Below are 20,105 nucleotides of genomic sequence, written 5' to 3'. Positions count from 1 at the left end.
ACCTCCCGGCGGGCACGCGCGTGTAGTCGTCGTGACAGCCAGCGTCGAACACCGATCGGAGACGTCGAGCGCCGTGCACCGTGACCCGCCGACGTTCGACGAGGTCTATGCCGCCCACTACGCCGACCTCACCGTGCAGTTGTTCGCGTATTTCGGCGATCGGCAGGAGGCCCAGGACGTCGTACAGGAGGCGTTCTGCCGGGCTCTCGCCCGCTGGCGCAAGGTCTCCCGGTACGACGATCCGGTGGGTTGGATCCGCCGGGTCGCCTGGAACCTGGCGGTCAGCCGCTGGCGCCGGGCTCGGACCGCCGTCGGTTTCCTGCGCCGGCAACCGACCGCCGAGCCGTGGGCCGACGGCCCCGAACCGGACCGGGTGGCGCTGATCGCCGCGCTGGCCGGGTTGCCGGGCAACCAGCGCCGCGCCCTGGTCCTGCACTACCTGGCCGACATGCCGGTCACCGAGGTCGCCCACCGGTGCGGTGTCGCCGAGGGGACCGTGAAGTCCTGGCTGCACCGCGGCCGGGCGGCGATGGCCACCCAGCTCAACCTGACCGAACCCCTCGGAGGCGAGCGATGACCGACCAACTCGAGCGACTCTTCGCCGACCTGCGCTCCGAGACGATGCCGCGGATCGTCCCGCCGGGCGTGGAAGCGGCCCGCGGCACGGTCCGGCGCCGGCGCCACCGGCGGACCGCGGTGGTGACCGCCGGGCTGGCGGTGCTGGTGGCCGCCGGCCTCGGGTTCGGTGTCCCGGCGCACCTGACCACGAGCGCGCCCACGCCCGCGACGCTGACCAATGCCGAACGGGACGCGCTGGCCGCCCAGGCAGCCGAACGGGTCGGCCTGACCCCGGACGAGACGCTGCTCGGCCACTCCTTCGGCCAGGCCTTCCACGTGACACACCAGCTCGTCACCGGCGACTACCTGGTCAAGATGGTCTGCGTCGGCGCGCAGGGCCACGCGGACGTGCGGGTGGCCGGGAGCGTCACCACCCTGACCTGTTCGGCGACGCCGGCCGTCATCTCCGTTCCGCTGACCGTCGGCGAGCCGGATCTCGTGGGCCGCACGGACGTCCTCGTGGACGTCCGTCCGAACGCGGTGGCGACGGGGCGCACCGCGGTGGCCTACCTGATCGAGATGGGCTCCGGCTCACAGGATCGGTTGCGGACCGCCGCCACCGACGCGATCGGAGCTGCGGGCACCGCCGGCGAGGTGTCCACCATGTCGGACTTCATCACCAGCAGCGGGGGCTCCGGTCTCACCGACGCGACGATGGGTCCCGGGAATTACCGGCTCATCGCGGCCTGCGTCGGAGCCGGGTACCTCACGATCGCTGTCGGCCGGGAGGAGCCCGGCAACCCCGGCTTCATCACCGAGCCGGTCAAGACGCTCGGCATGAGCTGCTCCGACGGCCCCCTCGGCACCGCCACCCCCGAGACCATCGACTTCACCATGCCGAAGGGCACCAAGGCGACGATCGTCGACACGAGCACCAACCTGGAGGCTCGGGGGCAGGCCGGGGTGGCGGTACGCGTCGTCCGCCGCTGACCCGCCCTACAGGCCGGGGATGCGGCCGTTGCGGAACACGTCGACGAAGTCCTGGTGGTCCTCGCGCGCCTGGTCGCCGTACTTGTGCGCGAACTCGACCAGATGCCGTACGAAACCGGCCTCGTCCTTGTCGACCACCGCGACGATCGCCTCCTCGGTCGAGAAGTCGACCAGGTCGTGGCTCGACTCGTCGTCGGCGACCGAGTGCATCCGGGCCACCGCCCGGCCCAGGTCGGCGACCACCCCGGCCAGCTCGTCCGGCTCGTTGACGTCCGACCAGTCCAGATCCGCGGCGTACGGCGACACCTCGGCGACCAGCTGCCCGACCCCGTTGAGCTCGGTGAACCCGAGCCACGGGTCGGCGTGCGCCTGCAGTGCCCGCTGCGACTCGGCGGTCCGGTGACCCTGGTGCTGGAAATACGACCGGACCCGCTCGTCGTCGACCCACCGCGCCACGGCCGGCGCCTGAGCCTGCTTCATGTAGATGACGACGTCGTTCTCCAGCGCCTCGGTGTGCCCCTCGAGCAGCAGGTTGTACGACGGCAGCCCGGCCGACCCGATCCCGACACCCTTGCGCAGCTTGATGTCCTTGATGTGCGTGGCGATCGGCCGGCCGGCTTCCGGCAGCGTGCCCAGGTACCGCTGGAACGCGTCGGTGACCTGCGCGGCCACGTCCTCGTCGACCTCGTAGACCCCGTCGCCGAGCGAGAACCGGCGCTCGTAGTCGTCGACCGTGGTCTGCGCGTCGAGCAGGTCGACCCGGGTGTTGAGCCGGGCCTCCTGCAGCACCCGGCGCAGCGTCCCGGTCGCGTTCTCCAGGGTGATCGAGCCGATCGCGTCGTCGCCGCCGCGCGCGATCGCCCGCAGCTCGGTCAGATATGCCGCCGCGAACGCGGTGACCAGGGCGGTGATGTCCTCGTCGGAGAGCGCCTTGGAATACCCGATCAGGGCGACGCTCGCGGAGAACCGCTTCAGATCCCAGGAGAACGGCCCGACGTACGCCTCGTCGAAGTCGTTGACGTTGAAGACCAGCCGGCCGGACGAGTTCATGTAGGTGCCGAAGTTCTCGGCGTGCAGGTCACCGTGGATCCACACCCGGCTGGTCCGCTCGTCGAGATAACTGTCGTCGTGGTAGTCGCCGACCTGATCGGCGTAGAACAGCGACGCGCTGCCCCGGTAGAACGCGAACGGCGACGCCGCCATCTTCCGGAACTTGCGGCGGAACGCCGCCGGGTCGATCGCCATCAGCTCGCCGAACTCACGGGCCAGCACGTCAACGATGAAGTCAGCACGAGACGCTTCGCTCATGCCGATCACGCTAGCCCGGCCGAGCCACCCCGAACCCCATCTCGTCCCCACCCAGCGTGGGGAGTTCGGGTGCGGAGCGCACCACAACTTCACACGCAAGGGGGTGACACACACAGCGTGGGGAGTTTGGGTGCGGACCGCACCACAACTTCACACACAAGGGGGTAACACACACAGCGTGGGGAGTTTGGGTGCGGAGCGCACCACAACTTCACACGCCGGGGGGGGTCAGGCTGTGGGGCGGGGGATCAGGGGGGCGGTCAGGGTGGCGGCGTCCTTGGCCAGGGGGTCCGGGCGGGAGACGCCGCCCGGGCCGGACTGCTCGGCGGCGATTTTCTCCTGCAGGCGGAGGATGCCGTGCAGCAGGGCTTCCGGGCGGGGCGGGCAGCCCGGGACGTAGACGTCAACCGGGATGATCTGGTCGACGCCCTTGGTGACCGAGTACGAATCCCAGTACGGGCCGCCGCAGTTGGAGCAGGAGCCGAACGAGATGACGTATTTCGGCTCGGGCATCTGGTCGTAGAGGCGCTTGATGGCCGGCGCCATCTTGTCGGTGACCGTGCCCGAGACGACCATCAGGTCGGCCTGGCGCGGGCCGTGCGCGAACGGGATGACGCCCAGCCGCATGAAGTCGTGCCGGCTCATGCTGGACGCGATGAACTCGATCGCGCAGCAGGCCAGGCCGAAGTTGAAGACCCAGAGCGAATAGCGGCGACCCCAGTTCAGCACGAACCGGATGGGTTCACCGAGCACTCCAGGTAGGGCCATCGGGTCAACCTAACGCATCCGGGTCGGGCTCGGTCAGCGCGGCCGGGCGCTGCAGGAGGCTGAGGAAGCCGGTCAGCAACGCCTCGCGCAGGTCCGGCGGTGCCGCGTTCAGCAGGGCGTTCACCGGGGCCATCCGGCTGAAGTCGCCGCCGCCCAGGCCCAGGCCGGCCGCCAGCTCGGCGACCAGGGCCGGGGTGATCATCTCCGGGGTGAGCGGCGGCAGGTCCGGCAGTGCGATCGGGCCGCGGGCGCGGGTGGCCGCGACGGCGTCGGCCAGGTCCGGGGCGAACGACTCGGCGGTGGCCCAGACAGCGGCGGTCACCGTCAGGTGGATGGTGGGTTCGAGTTCCCGGTACGCCATCTGGGGCTGGGTGTGCCAGCCGCGCGCGGCCAGCTCGTCGGCGAGCACGAACAGGTCGACGCCGTCCGAGCCGAGGCAGACCACGCTGGTCTCGGCCGGCGCGTACAGGAAAATGCCGTCGACGGCCGTGACCGCGTCGCTGAGAATGCGGACCGCTTCCCGGGTCGAGGCCGCCAGGCCGAGATATCCCTCGTCGCCGATCGAGCGCAGCGTGGCGAGGGCCGCGGCGATCGGGCCGCCGGAGCGGGTGGACGAGATCACCGGGTTGATCATCGTGTAGCCGGGCCAGTCCGCGTAGGCGAAGTACTGCGGGCGGCGCAGCTCCTCGGTCGCGTGCAGCAGGATCGACACGCCCTTCGGCGCGTAGGCGTACTTGTGCAGGTCGACCGAGATGCTGGTGACGCCGGGCAGGCTCAGGTCGAAGTCCGGCAGGTCGGCGCCGAGCCGCCGCAGGTAGGGCAGGATCCAGCCGCCGAAGCAGGCGTCGACGTGGAACCGCACGCCGCGTTCTTCCGCGATCGCGGCGATCTCCGGGATCGGGTCGACCACACCGTGCGCGTAGGACGGGGCGGAGGCCGCGATCAGCACGGTTTCCGGTCCGATCACGGCGGCCATCGCCGCCGGGTCCGCCCGAAGATCTTTTACTGGTACGACGTCAAGCGCGACCCGCAGGTAGTGCGCGGCCTTCGCGAACGCGGCGTGCGCGGTGGACGGCACCACCAGCCTCGGGTTCGCCACCTCGGGGTGCGCGTCCCGGGCCGCCTTGACCGCGAGGATCAGTGACTCGGTGCCGCCGCTGGTCACGCTGCCGACCGTGCCGGCGTTGCCGCCGAGCAGCTTGGCGGCCGCCCCGACCAGCGCGTTCTCCATCGCGAGCAGGGACGGGAACGCGGTCGGGTCGAGCCCGTTGACCGAGGCGGAGACGGCGTGCGCGGCGCGGGCCAGCTCGTCCAGGCCGTCCAGGGCCGGGTCGTAGACGTAGGCGAAGAGCCGGCCGCCGTGGGTGGGCAGGTCGCCGCCGCGCAACGCCCGCAACTCGGCCAGGATCTGGTCGGCGGGCACACCCTTCGCGGGAAGCGCGTCGATCATTTCGCGATCCTCTCCTGGTACCCGCGCAGCAGCAGCACCGCGACGCCGACCAGCACCGCCGGGATGATGGTGAAGCCGAGCAGCACACCGAGCCGGGCCGTCGAGTCCTGCGCCGCGGCCTCGCCGGTCGCCGACGAAACGTAACCGAAAACCTGCAGGACCAGGGCGTAGATGCCGGGACCGAGGGCCAGGCCGAGGGTCTCCCCGGCGGTCCACAGCCCGGTGAAGACGCCGGCCTGGCGGCGGCCGGTGCGCGCGGTGTCATAGGCGATGCAGTCCGGCAGCATCGACATCGCGAACACCTGCTGGCCCGCGTACCCGGCGCCGATCAGCGCGACGACCAGGTAGACGACGAGCGCGGGCAGTGCCGGGGAGGCGAGCAGGACCAACGCGCCGGTCGCGAAGAGCAGCGAGGCCGCGATCAGTGAGCGCAGCTTGCCGTGGCGCTTGCCGATCGCCGTCCAGAGCGGCATGACCAGCAGCGCGGGTCCGACGAACGCGGCGAAGAGGAACGTCCCACCGGCGTCCTGGCGCAACACGTGGTCGGCGAAGAACTGGACGCCGGCGAGCATCGTGCCGATCCCGGCGGCCTGCACGATCCAGCACAGCAGCAGCGCCCGGAACGGCGCGTTGGCGGAGGCGACCCGGAGCTGGGCGACGAGGCTCGGTTCGGCGTCCCGAGCGGTGCGGGACTCGGCTCCACGCGTACCGAAAAAGGTCGCCAGAGTGCCCACGACGATCAGCAGGCCGACGAACAACCCGGACCACCGGTGTCCGATCCGGCCGCCGCCGGTCGCCTCGACGACGAGCGGCGCCAGCGCCCCGGAGATCAGGATGGCCAGGGCCAGAACCGCGACCCGCCAGGTCATCAGGCGGGTCCGCTCCGCGTAGCCGTCGGTGAGTTCGGCGGGCATCGCGACGTACGGGACCTGGAAGAACGCGTAAGCGGTGGCGGCCGTGAGGAAGGCGATCGCGACGTAACCACCGGACGCCGCGCCACCCGCGAACGGCGCCGCGAAGATGGCCGCAAACAGTACGCCCAGCAATAGTCCCGCGACAAGGAGGAAAGGACGGCGAGTGCCACTGCGGTCGGAGAGCCGCCCGGCGAGCGGGTTGACCACCACGTCCCACGCCTTCGGCAGCAGCACGAGCAGGCCGGATACGCCCGCCGCGACACCCAGCGTGTCGGTCAGATACGGCAGAAGCAACAATCCGGGCACCGTACCGAAGGCGCCCGCGACCAGGGACCCGAGGGCATACCCAGCCAAAACACGTCTGGGCAGGCCACTCGCCTGGGTTACCACGGGAGAGGGACCGGCGGGCGTCATCGACGCGCATCGTAACCATGATCGGGTCTTCCCGCCTACGCTCGCTCGCATGGAAAGCGTTGCGGCCGGCGTCGCCGCGAGCCATCCGGCAACCGCTCGCACCGGGGTGCGGATCCTCGAAGCGGGCGGCTCTGCCGCCGACGCGGCGGTCGCCGCGGTCCTGGCCTGCTGCGTCGCCGAGACGATCTACACCGGGATCGGTGGCGGCGGGTTCGCCACGTTCTTCGATGCGCGCACCGGCGAAGTCACCTGCCTGGACTTCTTCGTCGCGGTGCCAGGCCTGGACAACGACCGGAAGCCGGAACCGATGGTCGCAGTCGACGTGTTCTTCGGCGGGCTGCCACAGATCTACTCGATCGGCGGGGCCAGCGTGGCGGTGCCGGGCGTGCCGGCCGGGCTCGGCGAGGTGCACCGGCGCTGGGGCCGGCTGCCCTGGCCCGAGGTGGTCGCCCCGGCGGCCGGCCTGGCCCGGACCGGCGTGCTGCTGCCGGCCGCGCACGCGCAGACCCTGAGATCGTGCGCGCCGGCCCTGGCGTACGGCGCCGGCGCGACGCCGTACCAGCCGGGCGGCCGGCTGCTGGAGAGCGACGAACTGCTCTTCCACCAGGGCCTGTCCACCGCCATGGACGCTCTCGCGACGGACGGCCCGGAGGTGTTCTACACCGGGGAGTACGCGGATCTGATGGTGACCACGGTGCGCGCGGCCGGTGGCACGCTCGGACCGGCCGACCTGTCCAGCTACCGGGTCGCCGAGGCGCCGGTGGACCACGCCGAGCTGGCCGGATACCGCGTGTGCGCCAGGCATGACCTGAATCGGACGGTGGACACCATCGGCGCGCTGCCGTTCGACCTGACCCGGCCGGGCCGGGCCGTCGGGGTGGCCTCGGCGCTGCGGAACATCGGGGGGCAGCGACTCGGCGACACCACAAACGTCTCGGTGGTCGACCCGGAGGGCAACGCCTGCGTGATCACCACGACGCTCGGGCTGGGCGCCGGGGTGTGGCTGCCCGGGCTGGGGATAAACCTCAACTCGATGCTCGGCGAGGGAGAGCTGCTCACCGACGATCTGGTGCCGGGGCGGCGGATGTCGTCGTACATGTGCCCGCTCGTGGTGGTCGGGCCGGATCACGGGCTGGCGGTGGCGGCCGGGTCGGCGGGAGCGTCCCGGATCCGTACGGCGCTGGTGGACACGCTGCTCGGGGTGCTGGTGGACGGGCTGGACGTGGCGGACGCGATCGCCCGGCCCCGGTTCCACGCGGTGGAGGACACCATCCATGCGGAGTACGGCTGCGATCCGGCCGAGCTGGCCGCGCTGCGGGCCGCCGGGTGGCAGGTGGTCGAGTGGCCGGACCTGAACCACTACTTCGGCGGCGTCACCGCCGTGGGCCAGGCCGGTGCGGCCGGTGACCCACGGCGCGGTGGCGTCGGTCTGCTGCTCTGATCGGTCGTCACATCTCGCGGGCTTTTCCTGCGCTCACATCTTGCGGGCCGCTGTCGCCCCGGCGTCGGCAGCCGTCTCGCGCAGGGCCACGTCCAGGTCGGTCGGGGTGAGGCCGAACGTGCGCTCGGTGCGCGAGCTGTCCATCTCGAACGGCGCGTAGAACTGGTAGTCCATCTCGGCCAGCTCGCGGGCGATCGGCACGGCGACACCGGCCGTGCGCATCACGAACCGGGGCAGGCTGTGCACCTTGACCTGGGGCACACCCGCCAGCTCGCAGTACCGCGCGGCCAGCTGCCGGAACGAGACCGGCGCGGGCGAGGGCACGTGCCAGGCCTGGCCGTGCGCCCGCGCGTCGCGCGCCAGCGTGACCAGGGTCCGGGCCATGTCACCGGTGTAGCTGAACGTGTGCGGCAGGTCGACGTTCGCCGGCGCCCAGGCCGCGCGACCGGAATTGATCGCGGGCAGCAGCACGGCCGAGATCGTGCTGACCGCGCCGGCGCCGATGTAGTCCGAGGCGCGGGCTTCGATGGTGCGGACCCCGCTGGCCAGGGCGTCCTGCCACATCTTGATCCGGATCCGGCCCTTGCGGCCGGTGGCGGCGAGCGGGCTGTCCTCGGTCATCCGGCCACCGGGCTGGGGTCCGTAGCCGTACAGGTTGCCGGTGATCGCGTAGACCGCGCCGGACGCCTTGGCCGCGGCGATCATCGCGTTGTTCATCGGGAACCACTTGTCGGCCCACTCGGTGTATTTCGGGTTCGCGCAGTTGTAGATCACCTCGGCGTCCTGGGACAGCTCGGTGAGCCGGCGTGCGTCGGACGCGTCAGCGGTGGCCCGCTCGATCAGCGGGTGCTCCGGGCCGCTGCCGCTGCGCGTGATGATCCGGACCTGCTCGCCCTGCCCGGCCAGGATCCGGGCCACCCCGGAGCCGATCGGACCGGAACCGATGATCACGTGCGTCATGATGTTCTCCTTTGCGAGCAGTGCTCTCTGTTGAGGACAACGATTACACGTTTCTCGCCGCCGTGCAAGAGCAGTGCTCTCGTCGTGGCACACTGGTTCCCATGACTGCCGCCAACCTGCGCGCCCGGGTCCGGGCCGAGATGACCGAAGAGATCAAGCAGGTGGCCCAGCGCCACCTGGCAACCGACGGGGCGAACCTTTCGTTACGGGCCGTCGCCCGCGATCTCGGGATGGCCTCGTCCGCGGTGTACCGCTACTTCGCCAGCCGTGACGAGCTGCTCACGGCGATGATCATTGACGCGTACGAGGCGGTCGGCGCGGCGGCGGCTCGGGCCGACGCAGCCGCGACGGTGGCCTCGTCGCCGGCGGTGGCCCCGGCCGAGCGCTGGGTGGCGATCTCGCACGCGGTCCGCGACTGGGCGGTGGCCAACCCGCACCAGTGGGCGCTGATCTACGGCAGCCCGGTCCCCGGGTACGAGGCCCCGCAGGACACCATCGAGTCGGCGATCCGGGTGATCATGCTGCTGGCCGGGGTGCTGCGGGACGCGCTCGCCGCGGGAGAGCTCCCCGCGGTGCCGGGGCAGCCGGCCGGGCGGTTCGGCGAGGAGTTGGCGGCCGTCGCGGCGCAGTTCGGCCCGGACGTCCCGGCCCACCTGGTCGGCGCGACCATGTACGGCTTCGTGCACCTCTGCGGCGCGATCAGCACGGAGCTGTACGGCCAGCTGAACAACTCGATCGACGAGGACCGGCGGGGCTTCTTCGAGTGGCAGATGCGCGCGACGGCGGCGTTCGCGGGCCTGAGGTGATCCCGACCCGCGCCGTGGCCTGGATCAGCGCGAGGCCGCGCTCGCGCGGGTGACCCGGACCCGCGCCGCGGCCCGGATCGGCCGGGACGCCGAGCGGGACGCGCCAGGGCGTGGGCCGATAGGCCTGACGCGGGGGCTCCTCGCTCGTACCGGAAAGGGTTTTATCGGCGGGCGTGCAGGACGTGACCGCCGGCGGTTTCCGGAGGGACGTCCGGGCGGTCGAAATAGCGGGCGGCCAGGCCGGACGGGCCCAGGTCCTCGATCTCGCCGAAGCCGTGACCGGCGAGATCGGCGGCGATCTCCTCGGGCTCGAAGAAGGTGAGCCACGGTTCGCCGATCTTGGCGACCCGGGCGGCCCGCTCCTCCAGGGCGGCCCGGCGCGCGGCCGGCATCCGCTCCGGCGACTGGGCATAGTCGAAGACCACCTCGTTGCCGGGCCGGTCGGCGACCCGTTTGAGGGTCGCGGCGAAGCCCTCGGCCGAGAGGTACGGCACCACCCCGAGCCACAGGAAGAACGCGGGCTCGTCCAGGTCGAGCCGGTCGGCCAGGCTCTCCCGCTCGAAGTCGACGCCGAGGTAGCGCAAGCTCGCCGGGCGGCTCACCCCGGCCTCGGCAAGCCGCTGCTGCTTCCACACCTGCGTGTCCGGGTGGTCGATTTCGATCACCTGAAGCGCCGGGTGCGGGTTGCGGTACGCGAACGTGTCCAGCCCGGCGCCCAGCACCACCGCGGTCCGCACCCCACGGCCCACCGCGGCCGCCAGGTGATCCTCGGCGAACCGGTGCCGGGCCGCGATGAACAGCCGCATCCCTCGCCGGGGCGCGTCCGCCAGCAGCTCCTCCGCGTCACCGCCGAGAATGCGCAGGGCGAGCGGGTCTCGGAAGATCGAGCCCTGCTCCAGCACCTGGTGCGCAGCGCGATACCGCGCCGCGCTGTACGCGGTTTTACTCGCCTGTCCGGTCTTCATCAGGTGTCCACCCGGCCTTGTCGATCACTACCCGGTCGCCGCGCAACGGTACGCCCTCGGCCAGCAGTCGCGCCCGTGCTTCCTGCTCGTGGCCGGGTGGCATCCGGCCGGCGCTGTTCACCACCCGGTGCCACGGCACCCCGCCGCCGTGCCGGGCCATGATGCCGCCGATCAGCCGGGGCGAGTTGCGCCCGGACCGCTCGGCCAGCGCGTCGGCGACCGCCCCGTAGGACATCACCTTGCCCTCCGGGATGCTCTCGACGAGGGCCAGGACCGCTTCGGTGTACTCCTCCGGTGTCATCACCGGCCACGATATGGGATCGGACACGGATCTTCGCGAGGCGGCCGAGCACAATGGGCCGGGTGCGGGAATTGGTGACCGGTGCGCGCCGGATCGTGGTCAAGGTGGGGTCGTCCTCGCTGACCACCGCGTCGGGCGGCATCGACGATCAGCGGCTGGACACCCTCGTCGACGTCCTGGGCGGGCTGGCCGGCGCGGGTCGTGAGGTCGTCCTGGTCTCCAGCGGCGCGATCGCCGCCGGGCTCGCCCCGCTGCAGCTGCGCCGCCGCCCGCGCGACCTGGCCACCCAGCAGGCCGCCGCCGCGGTCGGCCAGGGCCTGCTGATCGGGCGATACACCGCCGGTTTCGCCCGGCACGGCCTGACCGTGGCCCAGGTGCTGCTCACCGTCGACGACGTGACCCGGCGGGCGCACTACCGCAACGCCTATCGGACGCTGCGCAAACTGCTCGACCTGGGCGCGCTGCCGATCGTCAACGAGAACGACACGGTGGCCACCGAGGAGATCCGGTTCGGCGACAACGACCGGCTGGCCGCGCTGGTCGCCGCGCTTGTCGACGCCGACCTGCTGGTGCTGCTCTCCGACGTGGACGCGCTCTACACCGGCAGCCCGTCCGACCCGGCCTCGGTGCGGATCCCGCTGGTCCGCAGCGACGCCGACCTGGCCGGGGTGACGATCGGCGCGGCCGGCAAGGCCGGCGTCGGCACCGGCGGCATGGTCACCAAGGTCGAGGCGGCCCGGATCGCCACCGGCTTCGGCATCCCGGTGGTGCTGACCGCCGCGCCGCTGGCCTCGGCCGCGCTGGCCGGCGACGAGGTGGGCACGCTCTTCGAGGCCGCCGCGACCCGGCCCGCCGCCCGGCTGTACTGGCTGGCGCACGCCACCGCGCCGCGCGGCCGCCTGCACCTGGACGAGGGCGCGGTGGCCGCGGTGGTGGCCCGGCGCAAGTCGCTGCTGGCCGCCGGGATCACCGCGGTGGACGGGTCGTTCGCGGCCGGCGACCCGGTCGACCTGGTGGACGCGGGTTCCGGCACGCCGGTGGCCCGCGGGCTGGTCAACTACGACGCCGTGGAGATCCCCGCGCTACTCGGACGCTCCACCCCGGAGTTGGCCGCGGCGCTCGGGCCGGGCTATGAACGAGAGGTCGTCCACCGCGACGACCTCGTCCTCCTCTGAGACTCCCTGAAAGGTTTGTCATGAGCGTGCTGGAGCAGGCGGCCGCAGCCCGGATCGCCGCCATCGACCTGGCCGGAGCCACCCGCGCGGAGAAGGACGCGGCGCTGCTGCTGATGGCCGACCGCCTGGTCGAGCGGGCCGATGACATCGTCGCGGCGAACGCCGTGGACATCACCACCGCCCGGGAGAACGGCACCTCCGAGGCGATCATCGACCGGCTCGCGCTGAGCCCGGAGCGGGTCGCCGCGATGGCCGACGGCCTGCGCCAGCTCGCCGCCCTGCCCGACCCGATCGGTGACGTGGTGCGCGGCTCCACCCTGGCCAACGGCTTGGAGCTGCGCCAGGTCCGGGTGCCGTTCGGCGTGGTCGGCATGATCTACGAGGGCCGGCCGAACGTGACCGCGGACGCCGCCGGCATCTGCCTGAAGTCCGGCAACGCGGCCCTGCTGCGCGGCTCCCGCTCGGCCTTCTCGTCGAACGCCGCGATCGTGTCGGTGCTGCGCAAGGCGGTCGCCGACGCCGGTCTGCCGGCCGACACCATCCAGCTGCTGGACGCCACCACCCGCGACTCGGTCAAGGAACTGATGCGGGCCCGCGGCCTGGTCGACGTGCTGATCCCGCGCGGCGGCGCCGACCTGATCCGGACGGTCGTCGAGCAGTCCACCGTGCCGGTGATCGAGACCGGGGTGGGCAACTGCCACGTGTACGTGGACGCCGCCGCCGACCTGGAGAAGGCCCTGGCGATCACGATGAACTCGAAGACCCAGCGCAACTCGGTCTGCAACGCGGCCGAGTCGCTGCTGGTGCACACCGAGATCGCCGACGCGTTCCTGCCGCTGGTGCTGGATTCGCTGCTCGACGCGGGCGTCACGGTGCACGGCGACGCCCGGGTCGCCGGGTTCAACGACGCGGTGGTCGCCGCCACCGAGGCCGACTGGGGCACCGAATATCTCTCGGCGGACATCTCGGTCGCGGTCGTGGACTCGCTGGACGACGCGATGGACCACATCCGGTTGTACGGCACCGGCCACACCGAGGCGATCGTGAGCGAGTCGCTCGGCGCGACCCGCCGGTTCGTGGCCGGCGTGGACGCGGCCGCGGTGGTGGTGAACGCGTCGACCCGGTTCACCGACGGCGGCGAGTTCGGCTTCGGCGCCGAGATCGGGATCAGCACGCAGAAGCTGCACGCCCGCGGGCCGATGGGCCTGCCCGAGCTGACCTCCACAAAGTACGTAGTGACCGGGAACGGCCACACGCGAGGCTGAAAGCTATTCAAACTTCCCTGCAACCTCCCTCGCACCATGCGCGTGTGATCCCCGAACCGGCCGAGAACGACGGTCGTCGAGGGGAACGAGGAACGAGTGGTTACGGTGCGCAGCGGGGGCCCAGCCGACGGGGTGACTGACGTCGGACCGCCTTCGGACGGTCTCCCGGTACGACGACCCGGGCGCCTGGGTGCGCCGCGTCGCTTGGAACCTCGCGACCAGCCAGTGGCGCCGGGCCCGTACCGCCGCGCTGTTCATGCGCCGGCAGCGCGAGGAGTACGCCTCCGCTCCCAGCCCGGACCGGGTCGCCCTGGCCAAGGCGCTCGCCACCCTCCCCGCCCAGCAGCGGCGCGCGGGCACGGCTTCACCGTCTCCCGCGCGAAGTACAAGCTGTTCTAGCCAGGAGCGACCTCGGCCGGGAGCTATTCCCGGCCGGGGTCAGCGGCAGGCCCGCAGCGCCGTCAGCGTGACGTTGACGTCGAAGACCGGGCCCTCGTTGCTGTCCCACCCGCCGTCGGTCCGCTGCGTCTCGCCCAGCCGCTTGCGCGCGTTCCGCAGCAGCCAGTCGTCGCCGAGGTTGACCCGGCGCAGCGCGGACGCCATCGCGGCGACGTCGGCCGGCGACATGTTCGGCAGGCGCTCGCCGAGGACCAGCTGCACCCGGGACGACTCGTAGAAATACTGCTGCTGGTGCAGCAGGCCGGCGGTGTGCCAGCCGGCTGCCAGGAACGACGGCCAGGAGCCGTCCGGCCGCAGCTGGGAGACCACGAACCCGGCCGCGCGGGCCAGGACGTCGGTGTAGCGGCCGCGGGTCTGGTACGCGTCGCTCTCCACCGCGGCGGCGGTCAGCCAGAAGCCGGCCACCGAGGTCAGATAGAGCGTGGCCTCCGGGTCGCCGGGCAGCGCCCAGGCCGGGGCCTCGCCGGCCAGCGACTCGTGCTCCTGCCAGGTGCCGTCGGCGCGCTGGGAGCCGGCCAGCCACTGCAGAGCCCGCTCCGCGACCGGACCGGCCTGCAGGCCGCCGAGGTCGTCGAGCTCGCCGAGGCGGAAGCAGGTGGCGTCGACGGAGGGAACCTGGCCGTCGGCGGAGGCGGGCCAGCCGCCCTCGGCCATCTGCCCACCGGAGATCCGATCGATGATCTCTGGAGACGCCGGTTGGCCCGTCCTCAGGTAGGACAGGCGGGCACGTTCGACCGGGTCACCATGGGCGACTACGTACCCGATCGCGGCATCGATATCGACCACGGTGGAGACGTTACCCGGCAAAGCTGTGATTCGCGGGACGTATCGACCTTCTGTCGCATTGGTCCGATTCGGTGATCGAACTGTCACACTGGGGAGTCAAGATCAATACTCCCCAGTGTGAACAATGCCGATCAGCAGTGTCCGATCAGTAGGTCGGCTGCGACGGGTCGACGGTGCTGACCCAGGACACGATGCCGCCCTGAACGTGCACGGCGTCCTTGAAGCCGGCCGCCTTCAGAGCCGCGAGGGCCTCCGCCGAGCGCACACCCGACTTGCAGTGCAGCACGATCTGCCGGTCCTGCGGGAACTGCGCCAGCGCCGCCCCGGACAGGATGTCGCCCTTCGGGATCAGGATCGCGCCCGGGATCCGGTTGATCTCCCACTCGGCCGGCTCGCGGACGTCGACGAGGAACACGTCCTTGCCGGAGTCCTGCCACTCCTTCAGCTCACGGGCGGTGATGGTCGAGCCGGTCACCGCTTCCTGAGCCTCGTCGGAGACCGCGCCGCAGAAGTCCTCGTAGTCCTCGAGCAGGTCGGTGACGGTCGGGTTGTCGCCGCAGAGCGCGCAGTTCGGGTCCTTGCGGACCTTGATCTTGCGGTACTCCATCTCCAGGGCGTCGTAGACCATCAGCCGGCCGACGAGCGGCTCACCGATGCCGGTGATCAGCTTGATCGCCTCGTTGACCTGGATCGAGCCGATCGACGCGCAGAGCACGCCGAGGACGCCGCCCTCGGCGCAGCTCGGCACCATGCCGGGCGGCGGGGGCTCCGGGTAGAGGCAGCGGTAGCAGGGACCGTGCTCCTCCCAGAAGACCGACGCCTGACCGTCGAACCGATAGATCGAACCCCAGACGTACGGCTTGCCGAGCAGGACCGCAGCGTCGTTGACCATGTACCGGGTCGCGAAGTTGTCGGTGCCGTCGACGATCAGGTCGTACTGGCTGAAGATCTCTTTGACGTTGTCGCGGTCCAGCGCGGTGTTGTGGATGACCACGTTCACCAGCGGGTTGACCTCGGCGATGCTCCGGGCCGCGGACTCCGCCTTGGGCGTGCCGATGTCGGAGACGCCATGGATGATCTGGCGCTGAAGGTTCGACTCGTCGACGGTGTCGAAGTCGATGATGCCGAGCGTGCCGACGCCGGCCGCGGCGAGGTACAGCAGCGTGGGCGAGCCGAGACCGCCCGCGCCGACGGCGAGGACCTTGGCGTTCTTCAGCCGCTTCTGCCCGTCCATCCCGACGTCCGGGATGATCAGGTGGCGCGAATAGCGACGGATCTCTTCGACGCTCAGCTCGGCAGCCGGCTCGACGAGCGGGGGCAGAGCCACAGTTCACTCCCCGGGGTTCGGTGGTAAGGATCGCCGCCCATTGTCGCTCGTTCGGCGCTGATCTGCCCATGACGTCGGACACCGGCCCGACATGCGGGATCGCGGAATATTTACGGCCGCGGCTCGCCCTGATACCGCTTGCCGTTGCGGAACGGCCAGGCGTTGCGGTCGCAACCCTCCAGACCGTACGTCTGCGGCAGCATCACCGGCGCCGGTTTGCCCTTGCCGGGGCAGGCCTCGTGACCGTGCCCGAGCTGGTGGCCGACCTCGTGGTTGAGGGCGTACTGGCGGTACTGGTCGAGCTCGCCCTCGTACTCCGGGATCGCGGTCGCCCAGCGCTCGGCGTTGATCACTACCTTGCCCGGCACCCGGCACGAGGTGAAACCCTCGGTGTGCAGGCCGCCGGTGGCGCACATCCGCTCCGACGTGGCCGGCGTGGCCAGGTAGATGGTGAACTCGGCGTCCCCATCGGACTTCGGCACCCGGCGCAGGCGCAGCTTGCCGCTGCCGATCCAGCTCCGGTCGTCACCGAGGGTGCTGTCCACCGACTCGGCAAAATCGGTCAGCTCGACATCGGTCACGGTCTCCTCGACGGCCACCCGGAACTTGTGCAGTTTGCCGGACTCGCCGAGCATCGGACCGCGCGTCTTGACGTACCGGAAATCCCCGGCCTTGCCGGCCGACTCCCCGGCGGCCGGGGCCGCACCTTGCACCGAGCCTCGCTGGTCCGTCTCCGCCGCCACATCCGGCTCCTGCTGCGCCTGACCGACCTGATCCTGCTGCGGTGCGGCAGGTTCCGCCGACCGCTGCGCGGCTTGGCGATCAGAAGCGGTCGGTCGCTGCCGATCCCGCAACTCATGACCGACGACCAAGACCATGGCGACAACCAGGATGTACGCCATGAAAGTCACCGTACGGCGGCGCCGGAGCAGCTTGCGCCCGGACGGGGACAGCCTCGCGCGGATCTCGGCGTGCCCGTCGGTGTCCTCCGGGGCGGGGCCGGGCCGATCGATCTCGAGGATCGAGTCCGGAGCAGCATCTCGTGCGTCCAGGAACGCGACCGGCATCTGGCCGGGTGACTCGGCCGTGCTGGGCTGGTGCGTGATCGCCTGCTCGATGGCCGGCTGTTCGGCGGCCGGAGGTTCCGTGTAGACCGGCTGCTCGCGCGTGGGCTGCTCGTCGGCGGGGTGCTCGTCGGCAGGGTGCTCGTCGGCGGGGTGCCACAGGCCCTCGGGGATGCTCGCCGGGAGGCGGACGCTCTCCGGGAGGCCGATCGGCTGGTCGGTGGTCGGCCAGAACCAGTCGGTTTCCTGGGCCTCGGGGTGAGATTGACCGGCTTGCTGGGTTCGCTCGGCGGGGTGAGCTTGGCCGGCTTGCTGGGCGAGTTGGGCTCGCTCGGCCAGGTAGGCCTGCTCGGCCAGCTGGGCCTGCTCGGCGAAGCGGGCCTGTTCGGCGAGGCGGGCTTGCTCGGCGGTCAGGTGCGGCAGCTCGGCGGTGTCGTGCGCGAGCGCCAGGGGGGTGCCGTCTGCGGTGCTCGTGGGCTCCGGACCTGCGGCCTCCGGATCGGGGAGCGCGGTGCCGGGGAGCGCGGCATCAGGGATCCCGGCGTCGGGGATCGCGGCTGGTGTCGGATATGTCGGCTCCGGGGCGGCGGCGGGCAGGGTCTGGGGCGCCGCGGGCCGGGCCGCGGACGGCTGCTGGGTGAGTGGGGCCGGGGATGCGGGCTGGGTCGGGCGGTTGATCGGGCGTCGGCGGGTGGGGCGTTCCGGCAGCAGTTCCGGCTCGGGCAGCACCTGCTCGTAACCCTCGTGACCCTCGTCGCCTTCTTCGCCTCGCAGGTCCGATGCGGCGTCGAACGGCTCGGCGATCGGCGGACGGGTGCCCCGAAGCCGGCGGGCGGTGGGCGCTGCCTCCGTGCCCGTCGCCTCCATGCCCGTTGCCTCCGCGCCCGTTGCCTCTGCGCCCAGCGACTTCGTGCCCGACGGCGTCGCGGCTGACGGCTTCGCGGCCGACGGTTTCGCGGCCGACGGCTTCATGCCCGACGGTTTCGCGGCCGACGGGAAGTAGGGGTCGGCGGCGAGCGGGGTGGTCGGCGGGCGGACCGCCTCGGGCGGGCCCGCGGGCGGCCGGGACGACAGCGGCGGCCGGGAACCCGAACCAGGCCGGGTCCCGGCAGCGGGGGCGCTCGGAGCACGCAGTCCGGCCGACCGGCCACCTCGCCGGGACGACGGCCGCTGGCCCTCGTCACCCGGCTGCCCGGGCTCCGCTCCCTCGGCCCCGTCGTCGGCCGGCGGGACCGGACGGGAGGCGGCCAGGCGCTCGGCGGCCAGTTCCAGGATGCCGCGGGTCATCCCGGGCGGCAGACCCGTCGCCGGATCGACCACCGGCCGAGCAGACAGAGGCTGAGCCGCGTGCTTGGCCCCGGTGTGCCGGACCGGCGTCACCTCCGGCGTTTCCGCCGGAGTCGCGGCCTGCTCGCCGGCCTGGCTGTCGGCATGGCGTCCAGCCGAGTCGTCGGCCTGGCTTTCGGGCGGCAGCGGCGGCTGGGGCTCGGCGGGCTGCGGTGTGGCGGAGCGGCGCGGGCGCATGGTGGGCGGCTGCTCCAGTTCGTCGGCAGTGTGGGTGGGGTGCTGGTCGGCTCGGTGCCGGGCCGGGGGGTCGTCCGCTGCTCGCGGCTCCCCCGCAGGTATGTGAGACATCAACCGGTCCGGGAGTCCTCCTCCCGCCGCAACGGGTTCTCCCGGTGCCACCAAGGCCCGGTCCTCCCCCGGCACCGGCCTGGATGTCGGATCTGCCGCGACCAGCCGGGTGGACGGGTCCGGCATGGGCGCCGGATCGCCAGCCGGTTGGAGCGGCGGCTCGCCCGAGGTTGCCGGGCTCTCCGCGGGCAGCCGGTGGCGGCCCACTGAGGGTTCGTGTGGCTCAGCGTTCAGCCGATGGCGGCCGCCGCCGGGCGTGGTTGATTCCGCCGGGTCCGCGGCGGCGTGCAAGGCCGGTCGGATCGAGCCGGTGGCCCGGATGATGATCTTGCGCGGGGTCGCGGCATAGGCGGTCCCCTGCGTGTCGCTGGACAGGATCTTGCGGGGCTTCGCGGCGGTGCTCGTCTCGGCCGGGACCGCCCGGCTCCGCGCCGGTTTGCCCTCCGCAGCAGCCTGCCGTGCCGCCCGCGCCTCGGCCGCACCGTCACCGGCCTGGGCAGCCTTGGCGGTCCGGGCCATCGTGGCCTTCCCGGAAGTTCCGGCAGCGCTCACCTTGCCCGCGCTCCCCCGCCCGGCCGACCTGGCAGCCGCACCGGACGCAGACCCGCTGGTCACCCGCCCGGCAGCCGCACCGGACGCCGACTTCCCAGCCGCGCTCCCGCCAGTCACCCGGCCGACAACCGACCGCCCGGCCGAAGCCCCGCCGGCCACTCGAGTGCCGACGGCCCTTCCGGTCACCGCTGAGCCGGCCGCTCGACTACCAGCCGCCCTCCCGGTCGCCGCTGAGCCGGCCGTCCGACTACCAGCCGTCCTACCGGTCACCGCTGAGCCGGCCGCTCGGCTACCAGCCGTCCTTCCGGTCGCCGCGCTGCTGGCCACTCGCCCGGCGGCGGCTCCGGAAGCAGACTTGCCCGCCGCTGTTCCCTTGGCGGGCTTTCCGGCGGAGCCGGTTGCCGGCTTTCCGGTGGCAGCCGCCGTGATCGTCTTTCGAGCAGGGGTGCCGGGCGTCACCGACTTTCCGGCACCCGCACCGCCCGCCACCGACTTGGTGGCCGCGGGCTTGATCGGCTCGAGGGCAACGCCCTTGCGGGTGGACTTCTTCGCAGAGTCGGCGCGCGCCGTGACAACACTCTTTGCCGACGTCGCGGTGGCCGCGGACGTCGACTTCGCCCGGGTCGGCTCGACACGGCCCCGGGTCGTCTCCTTGCGCCCCCGGGTCGGCTCGGCACGTCCCAGCGCCGGCTGAGTGCGGCCGCGGACTGGCTCGGTGCGGGCACGCCGACCGCTGGCCGCCGGGTTCGCACCGGCCGCCGGATCAGGGGAGGCATTTGTCGCATTTGCCATAACAAAGGCTAGCCTGCCACGACTCGCCGTGCGTCACAGGAGAATCGCATTCCCCACCGGAAGAACCGCACCCCAGGTCAGGCCCCCTTCCCAACCCGCCCCAGCCGCCCGAACCAGCCCCACAGCCAGCCCTCAAAGACCGCCCGGCCCCCCGACCGGCCGCACTCCCCGGCCC

17 protein-coding genes and 1 pseudogene are annotated in these 20,105 nt (G+C 72.0%); 8 read left to right on the top strand and 10 right to left on the bottom strand.

What is annotated here, in order from left to right:
• Positions 1-31: 31 nt before the first annotated feature.
• Positions 32-577 (top strand): SigE family RNA polymerase sigma factor, encoded by a 546-nt coding sequence (locus tag ADL15_RS25020; RefSeq protein WP_083971708.1) that lies wholly within the window; start codon positions 32-34, stop codon positions 575-577.
• Positions 574-1,548: a hypothetical protein gene (locus tag ADL15_RS25015; protein ID WP_067695993.1), complete on the top strand. Its 975-nt coding sequence runs from the start codon at positions 574-576 to the stop codon at positions 1,546-1,548. Before ADL15_RS25020 ends, ADL15_RS25015 begins: the two co-directional genes overlap by 4 nt.
• Before the next feature lie 6 nt (positions 1,549-1,554).
• Here the strand turns inward: ADL15_RS25015 and ADL15_RS25010 are convergent, their stop codons facing one another.
• From ADL15_RS25010 to ADL15_RS24995, 4 genes are all read right to left on the bottom strand, one after another.
• Positions 1,555-2,856: a DUF2252 domain-containing protein gene (locus ADL15_RS25010; RefSeq protein ID WP_067696218.1), complete on the bottom strand. Its 1,302-nt coding sequence runs from the start codon at positions 2,854-2,856 to the stop codon at positions 1,555-1,557.
• Positions 2,857-3,084: 228 nt separating this feature from the next.
• The gene (locus tag ADL15_RS25005) at positions 3,085-3,624 is read right to left on the bottom strand and encodes an NADH-quinone oxidoreductase subunit B (protein WP_067695990.1); all 540 of its coding nucleotides are present in this window, start codon (positions 3,622-3,624) and stop codon (positions 3,085-3,087) included.
• 4 nt (positions 3,625-3,628) lie between these two features.
• Positions 3,629-5,074 carry a pyridoxal phosphate-dependent decarboxylase family protein gene (locus ADL15_RS25000; RefSeq protein ID WP_067695987.1) on the bottom strand — a complete coding sequence of 482 codons (1,446 nt, stop codon included), beginning with the start codon at positions 5,072-5,074 and terminating at the stop codon, positions 3,629-3,631.
• A complete protein-coding gene (locus tag ADL15_RS24995) occupies positions 5,071-6,453 on the bottom strand; it encodes an MFS transporter (RefSeq protein ID WP_083971706.1) in 1,383 nt (460 codons plus the stop codon). Before ADL15_RS24995 ends, ADL15_RS25000 begins: the two co-directional genes overlap by 4 nt.
• Here ADL15_RS24995 and ADL15_RS24990 point away from each other — a divergent pair.
• On the top strand, positions 6,452-7,843 hold the full coding sequence (locus tag ADL15_RS24990) for a gamma-glutamyltransferase (protein WP_067695980.1): 1,392 nt from the start codon (positions 6,452-6,454) through the stop codon (positions 7,841-7,843). The genes ADL15_RS24995 and ADL15_RS24990 overlap by 2 nt on opposite strands.
• 33 nt (positions 7,844-7,876) lie before the next feature.
• Here the strand turns inward: ADL15_RS24990 and ADL15_RS24985 are convergent, their stop codons facing one another.
• Complete coding sequence (locus ADL15_RS24985; protein ID WP_067695977.1) at positions 7,877-8,803, bottom strand: NAD-dependent epimerase/dehydratase family protein; 927 nt, start codon at positions 8,801-8,803, stop codon at positions 7,877-7,879.
• A 101-nt stretch (positions 8,804-8,904) separates the two neighbouring features.
• Between ADL15_RS24985 and ADL15_RS24980 the strand changes: the two genes are divergently transcribed.
• The gene (locus ADL15_RS24980) at positions 8,905-9,609 is read left to right on the top strand and encodes a TetR/AcrR family transcriptional regulator (protein ID WP_067695974.1); all 705 of its coding nucleotides are present in this window, start codon (positions 8,905-8,907) and stop codon (positions 9,607-9,609) included.
• Positions 9,610-9,770: 161 nt separating this feature from the next.
• On the opposite strand, the gene ADL15_RS24975 is transcribed toward ADL15_RS24980, so the two are convergent.
• Together ADL15_RS24975 and ADL15_RS24970 are read right to left on the bottom strand one after the other, a co-directional pair.
• On the bottom strand, positions 9,771-10,574 hold the full coding sequence (locus ADL15_RS24975; protein WP_067695971.1) for a class I SAM-dependent methyltransferase: 804 nt from the start codon (positions 10,572-10,574) through the stop codon (positions 9,771-9,773).
• Complete coding sequence (locus tag ADL15_RS24970) at positions 10,552-10,875, bottom strand: MGMT family protein (protein WP_067695968.1); 324 nt, start codon at positions 10,873-10,875, stop codon at positions 10,552-10,554. The genes ADL15_RS24975 and ADL15_RS24970 overlap by 23 nt, the downstream gene beginning before the upstream one ends.
• A gap of 62 nt (positions 10,876-10,937) precedes the next feature.
• Between ADL15_RS24970 and proB the strand changes: the two genes are divergently transcribed.
• The 3 genes and pseudogenes from proB to ADL15_RS55625 form a co-directional block, all read left to right on the top strand.
• Positions 10,938-12,050 (top strand): glutamate 5-kinase, encoded by a 1,113-nt coding sequence (gene proB, locus ADL15_RS24965; protein WP_198171005.1) that lies wholly within the window; start codon positions 10,938-10,940, stop codon positions 12,048-12,050.
• Between the two features lie 20 nt (positions 12,051-12,070).
• The gene (locus ADL15_RS24960) at positions 12,071-13,315 is read left to right on the top strand and encodes a glutamate-5-semialdehyde dehydrogenase (protein ID WP_067695962.1); all 1,245 of its coding nucleotides are present in this window, start codon (positions 12,071-12,073) and stop codon (positions 13,313-13,315) included.
• A 148-nt stretch (positions 13,316-13,463) separates the two neighbouring features.
• Positions 13,464-13,670: pseudogene (locus tag ADL15_RS55625) on the top strand (SigE family RNA polymerase sigma factor); the annotation flags it as partial.
• Between the two features lie 83 nt (positions 13,671-13,753).
• On the opposite strand, the gene ADL15_RS24955 reads toward ADL15_RS55625, so the two are convergent.
• The 3 genes from ADL15_RS24955 to ADL15_RS55620 form a co-directional block, all read right to left on the bottom strand.
• Positions 13,754-14,560 (bottom strand): prenyltransferase/squalene oxidase repeat-containing protein, encoded by an 807-nt coding sequence (locus ADL15_RS24955; RefSeq protein ID WP_067696216.1) that lies wholly within the window; start codon positions 14,558-14,560, stop codon positions 13,754-13,756.
• A 145-nt stretch (positions 14,561-14,705) separates the two neighbouring features.
• On the bottom strand, positions 14,706-15,887 hold the full coding sequence (gene moeZ, locus ADL15_RS24950; RefSeq protein ID WP_067695958.1) for an adenylyltransferase/sulfurtransferase MoeZ: 1,182 nt from the start codon (positions 15,885-15,887) through the stop codon (positions 14,706-14,708).
• A 110-nt stretch (positions 15,888-15,997) separates the two neighbouring features.
• Positions 15,998-18,586 (bottom strand): DUF3152 domain-containing protein, encoded by a 2,589-nt coding sequence (locus tag ADL15_RS55620; RefSeq protein WP_232344322.1) that lies wholly within the window; start codon positions 18,584-18,586, stop codon positions 15,998-16,000.
• A gap of 1,120 nt (positions 18,587-19,706) precedes the next feature.
• Between ADL15_RS55620 and ADL15_RS56515 the strand changes: the two genes are divergently transcribed.
• Positions 19,707-19,832, top strand: a complete 126-nt coding sequence (locus ADL15_RS56515; RefSeq protein ID WP_269748374.1) for a hypothetical protein — start codon at positions 19,707-19,709, stop codon at positions 19,830-19,832.
• The last annotated feature ends 273 nt before the right edge of the window (positions 19,833-20,105 follow it).

The organism is Actinoplanes awajinensis subsp. mycoplanecinus (assembly GCF_001509495.1).
Taxonomy (GTDB): domain Bacteria; phylum Actinomycetota; class Actinomycetes; order Mycobacteriales; family Micromonosporaceae; genus Actinoplanes; species Actinoplanes palleronii.
Note: the sequence above shows the minus strand (reverse complement) of the source record. Positions and strands in the feature narration are given on the sequence as shown.

Bases quoted from the DNA above. Each gene is read 5' to 3' on its own strand.
- ADL15_RS25015 (WP_067695993.1), top strand. From the start codon at position 574: ATGACCGACCAACTCGAGCGACTCTTCGCCGACCTGCGCTCCGAGACG.
- ADL15_RS25010 (WP_067696218.1), bottom strand. From the start codon at position 2,856: ATGAGCGAAGCGTCTCGTGCTGACTTCATCGTTGACGTGCTGGCCCGT.
- ADL15_RS25005 (WP_067695990.1), bottom strand. From the start codon at position 3,624: ATGGCCCTACCTGGAGTGCTCGGTGAACCCATCCGGTTCGTGCTGAAC.
- ADL15_RS25000 (WP_067695987.1), bottom strand. From the start codon at position 5,074: ATGATCGACGCGCTTCCCGCGAAGGGTGTGCCCGCCGACCAGATCCTG.
- ADL15_RS24990 (WP_067695980.1), top strand. From the start codon at position 6,452: ATGGAAAGCGTTGCGGCCGGCGTCGCCGCGAGCCATCCGGCAACCGCT.
- ADL15_RS24995 (WP_083971706.1), bottom strand. From the start codon at position 6,453: ATGCGAGCGAGCGTAGGCGGGAAGACCCGATCATGGTTACGATGCGCG.
- ADL15_RS24985 (WP_067695977.1), bottom strand. From the start codon at position 8,803: ATGACGCACGTGATCATCGGTTCCGGTCCGATCGGCTCCGGGGTGGCC.
- ADL15_RS24980 (WP_067695974.1), top strand. From the start codon at position 8,905: ATGACTGCCGCCAACCTGCGCGCCCGGGTCCGGGCCGAGATGACCGAA.
- ADL15_RS24975 (WP_067695971.1), bottom strand. From the start codon at position 10,574: ATGAAGACCGGACAGGCGAGTAAAACCGCGTACAGCGCGGCGCGGTAT.
- ADL15_RS24970 (WP_067695968.1), bottom strand. From the start codon at position 10,875: ATGACACCGGAGGAGTACACCGAAGCGGTCCTGGCCCTCGTCGAGAGC.
- ADL15_RS24960 (WP_067695962.1), top strand. From the start codon at position 12,071: ATGAGCGTGCTGGAGCAGGCGGCCGCAGCCCGGATCGCCGCCATCGAC.
- ADL15_RS55620 (WP_232344322.1), bottom strand. From the start codon at position 18,586: ATGTCTCACATACCTGCGGGGGAGCCGCGAGCAGCGGACGACCCCCCG.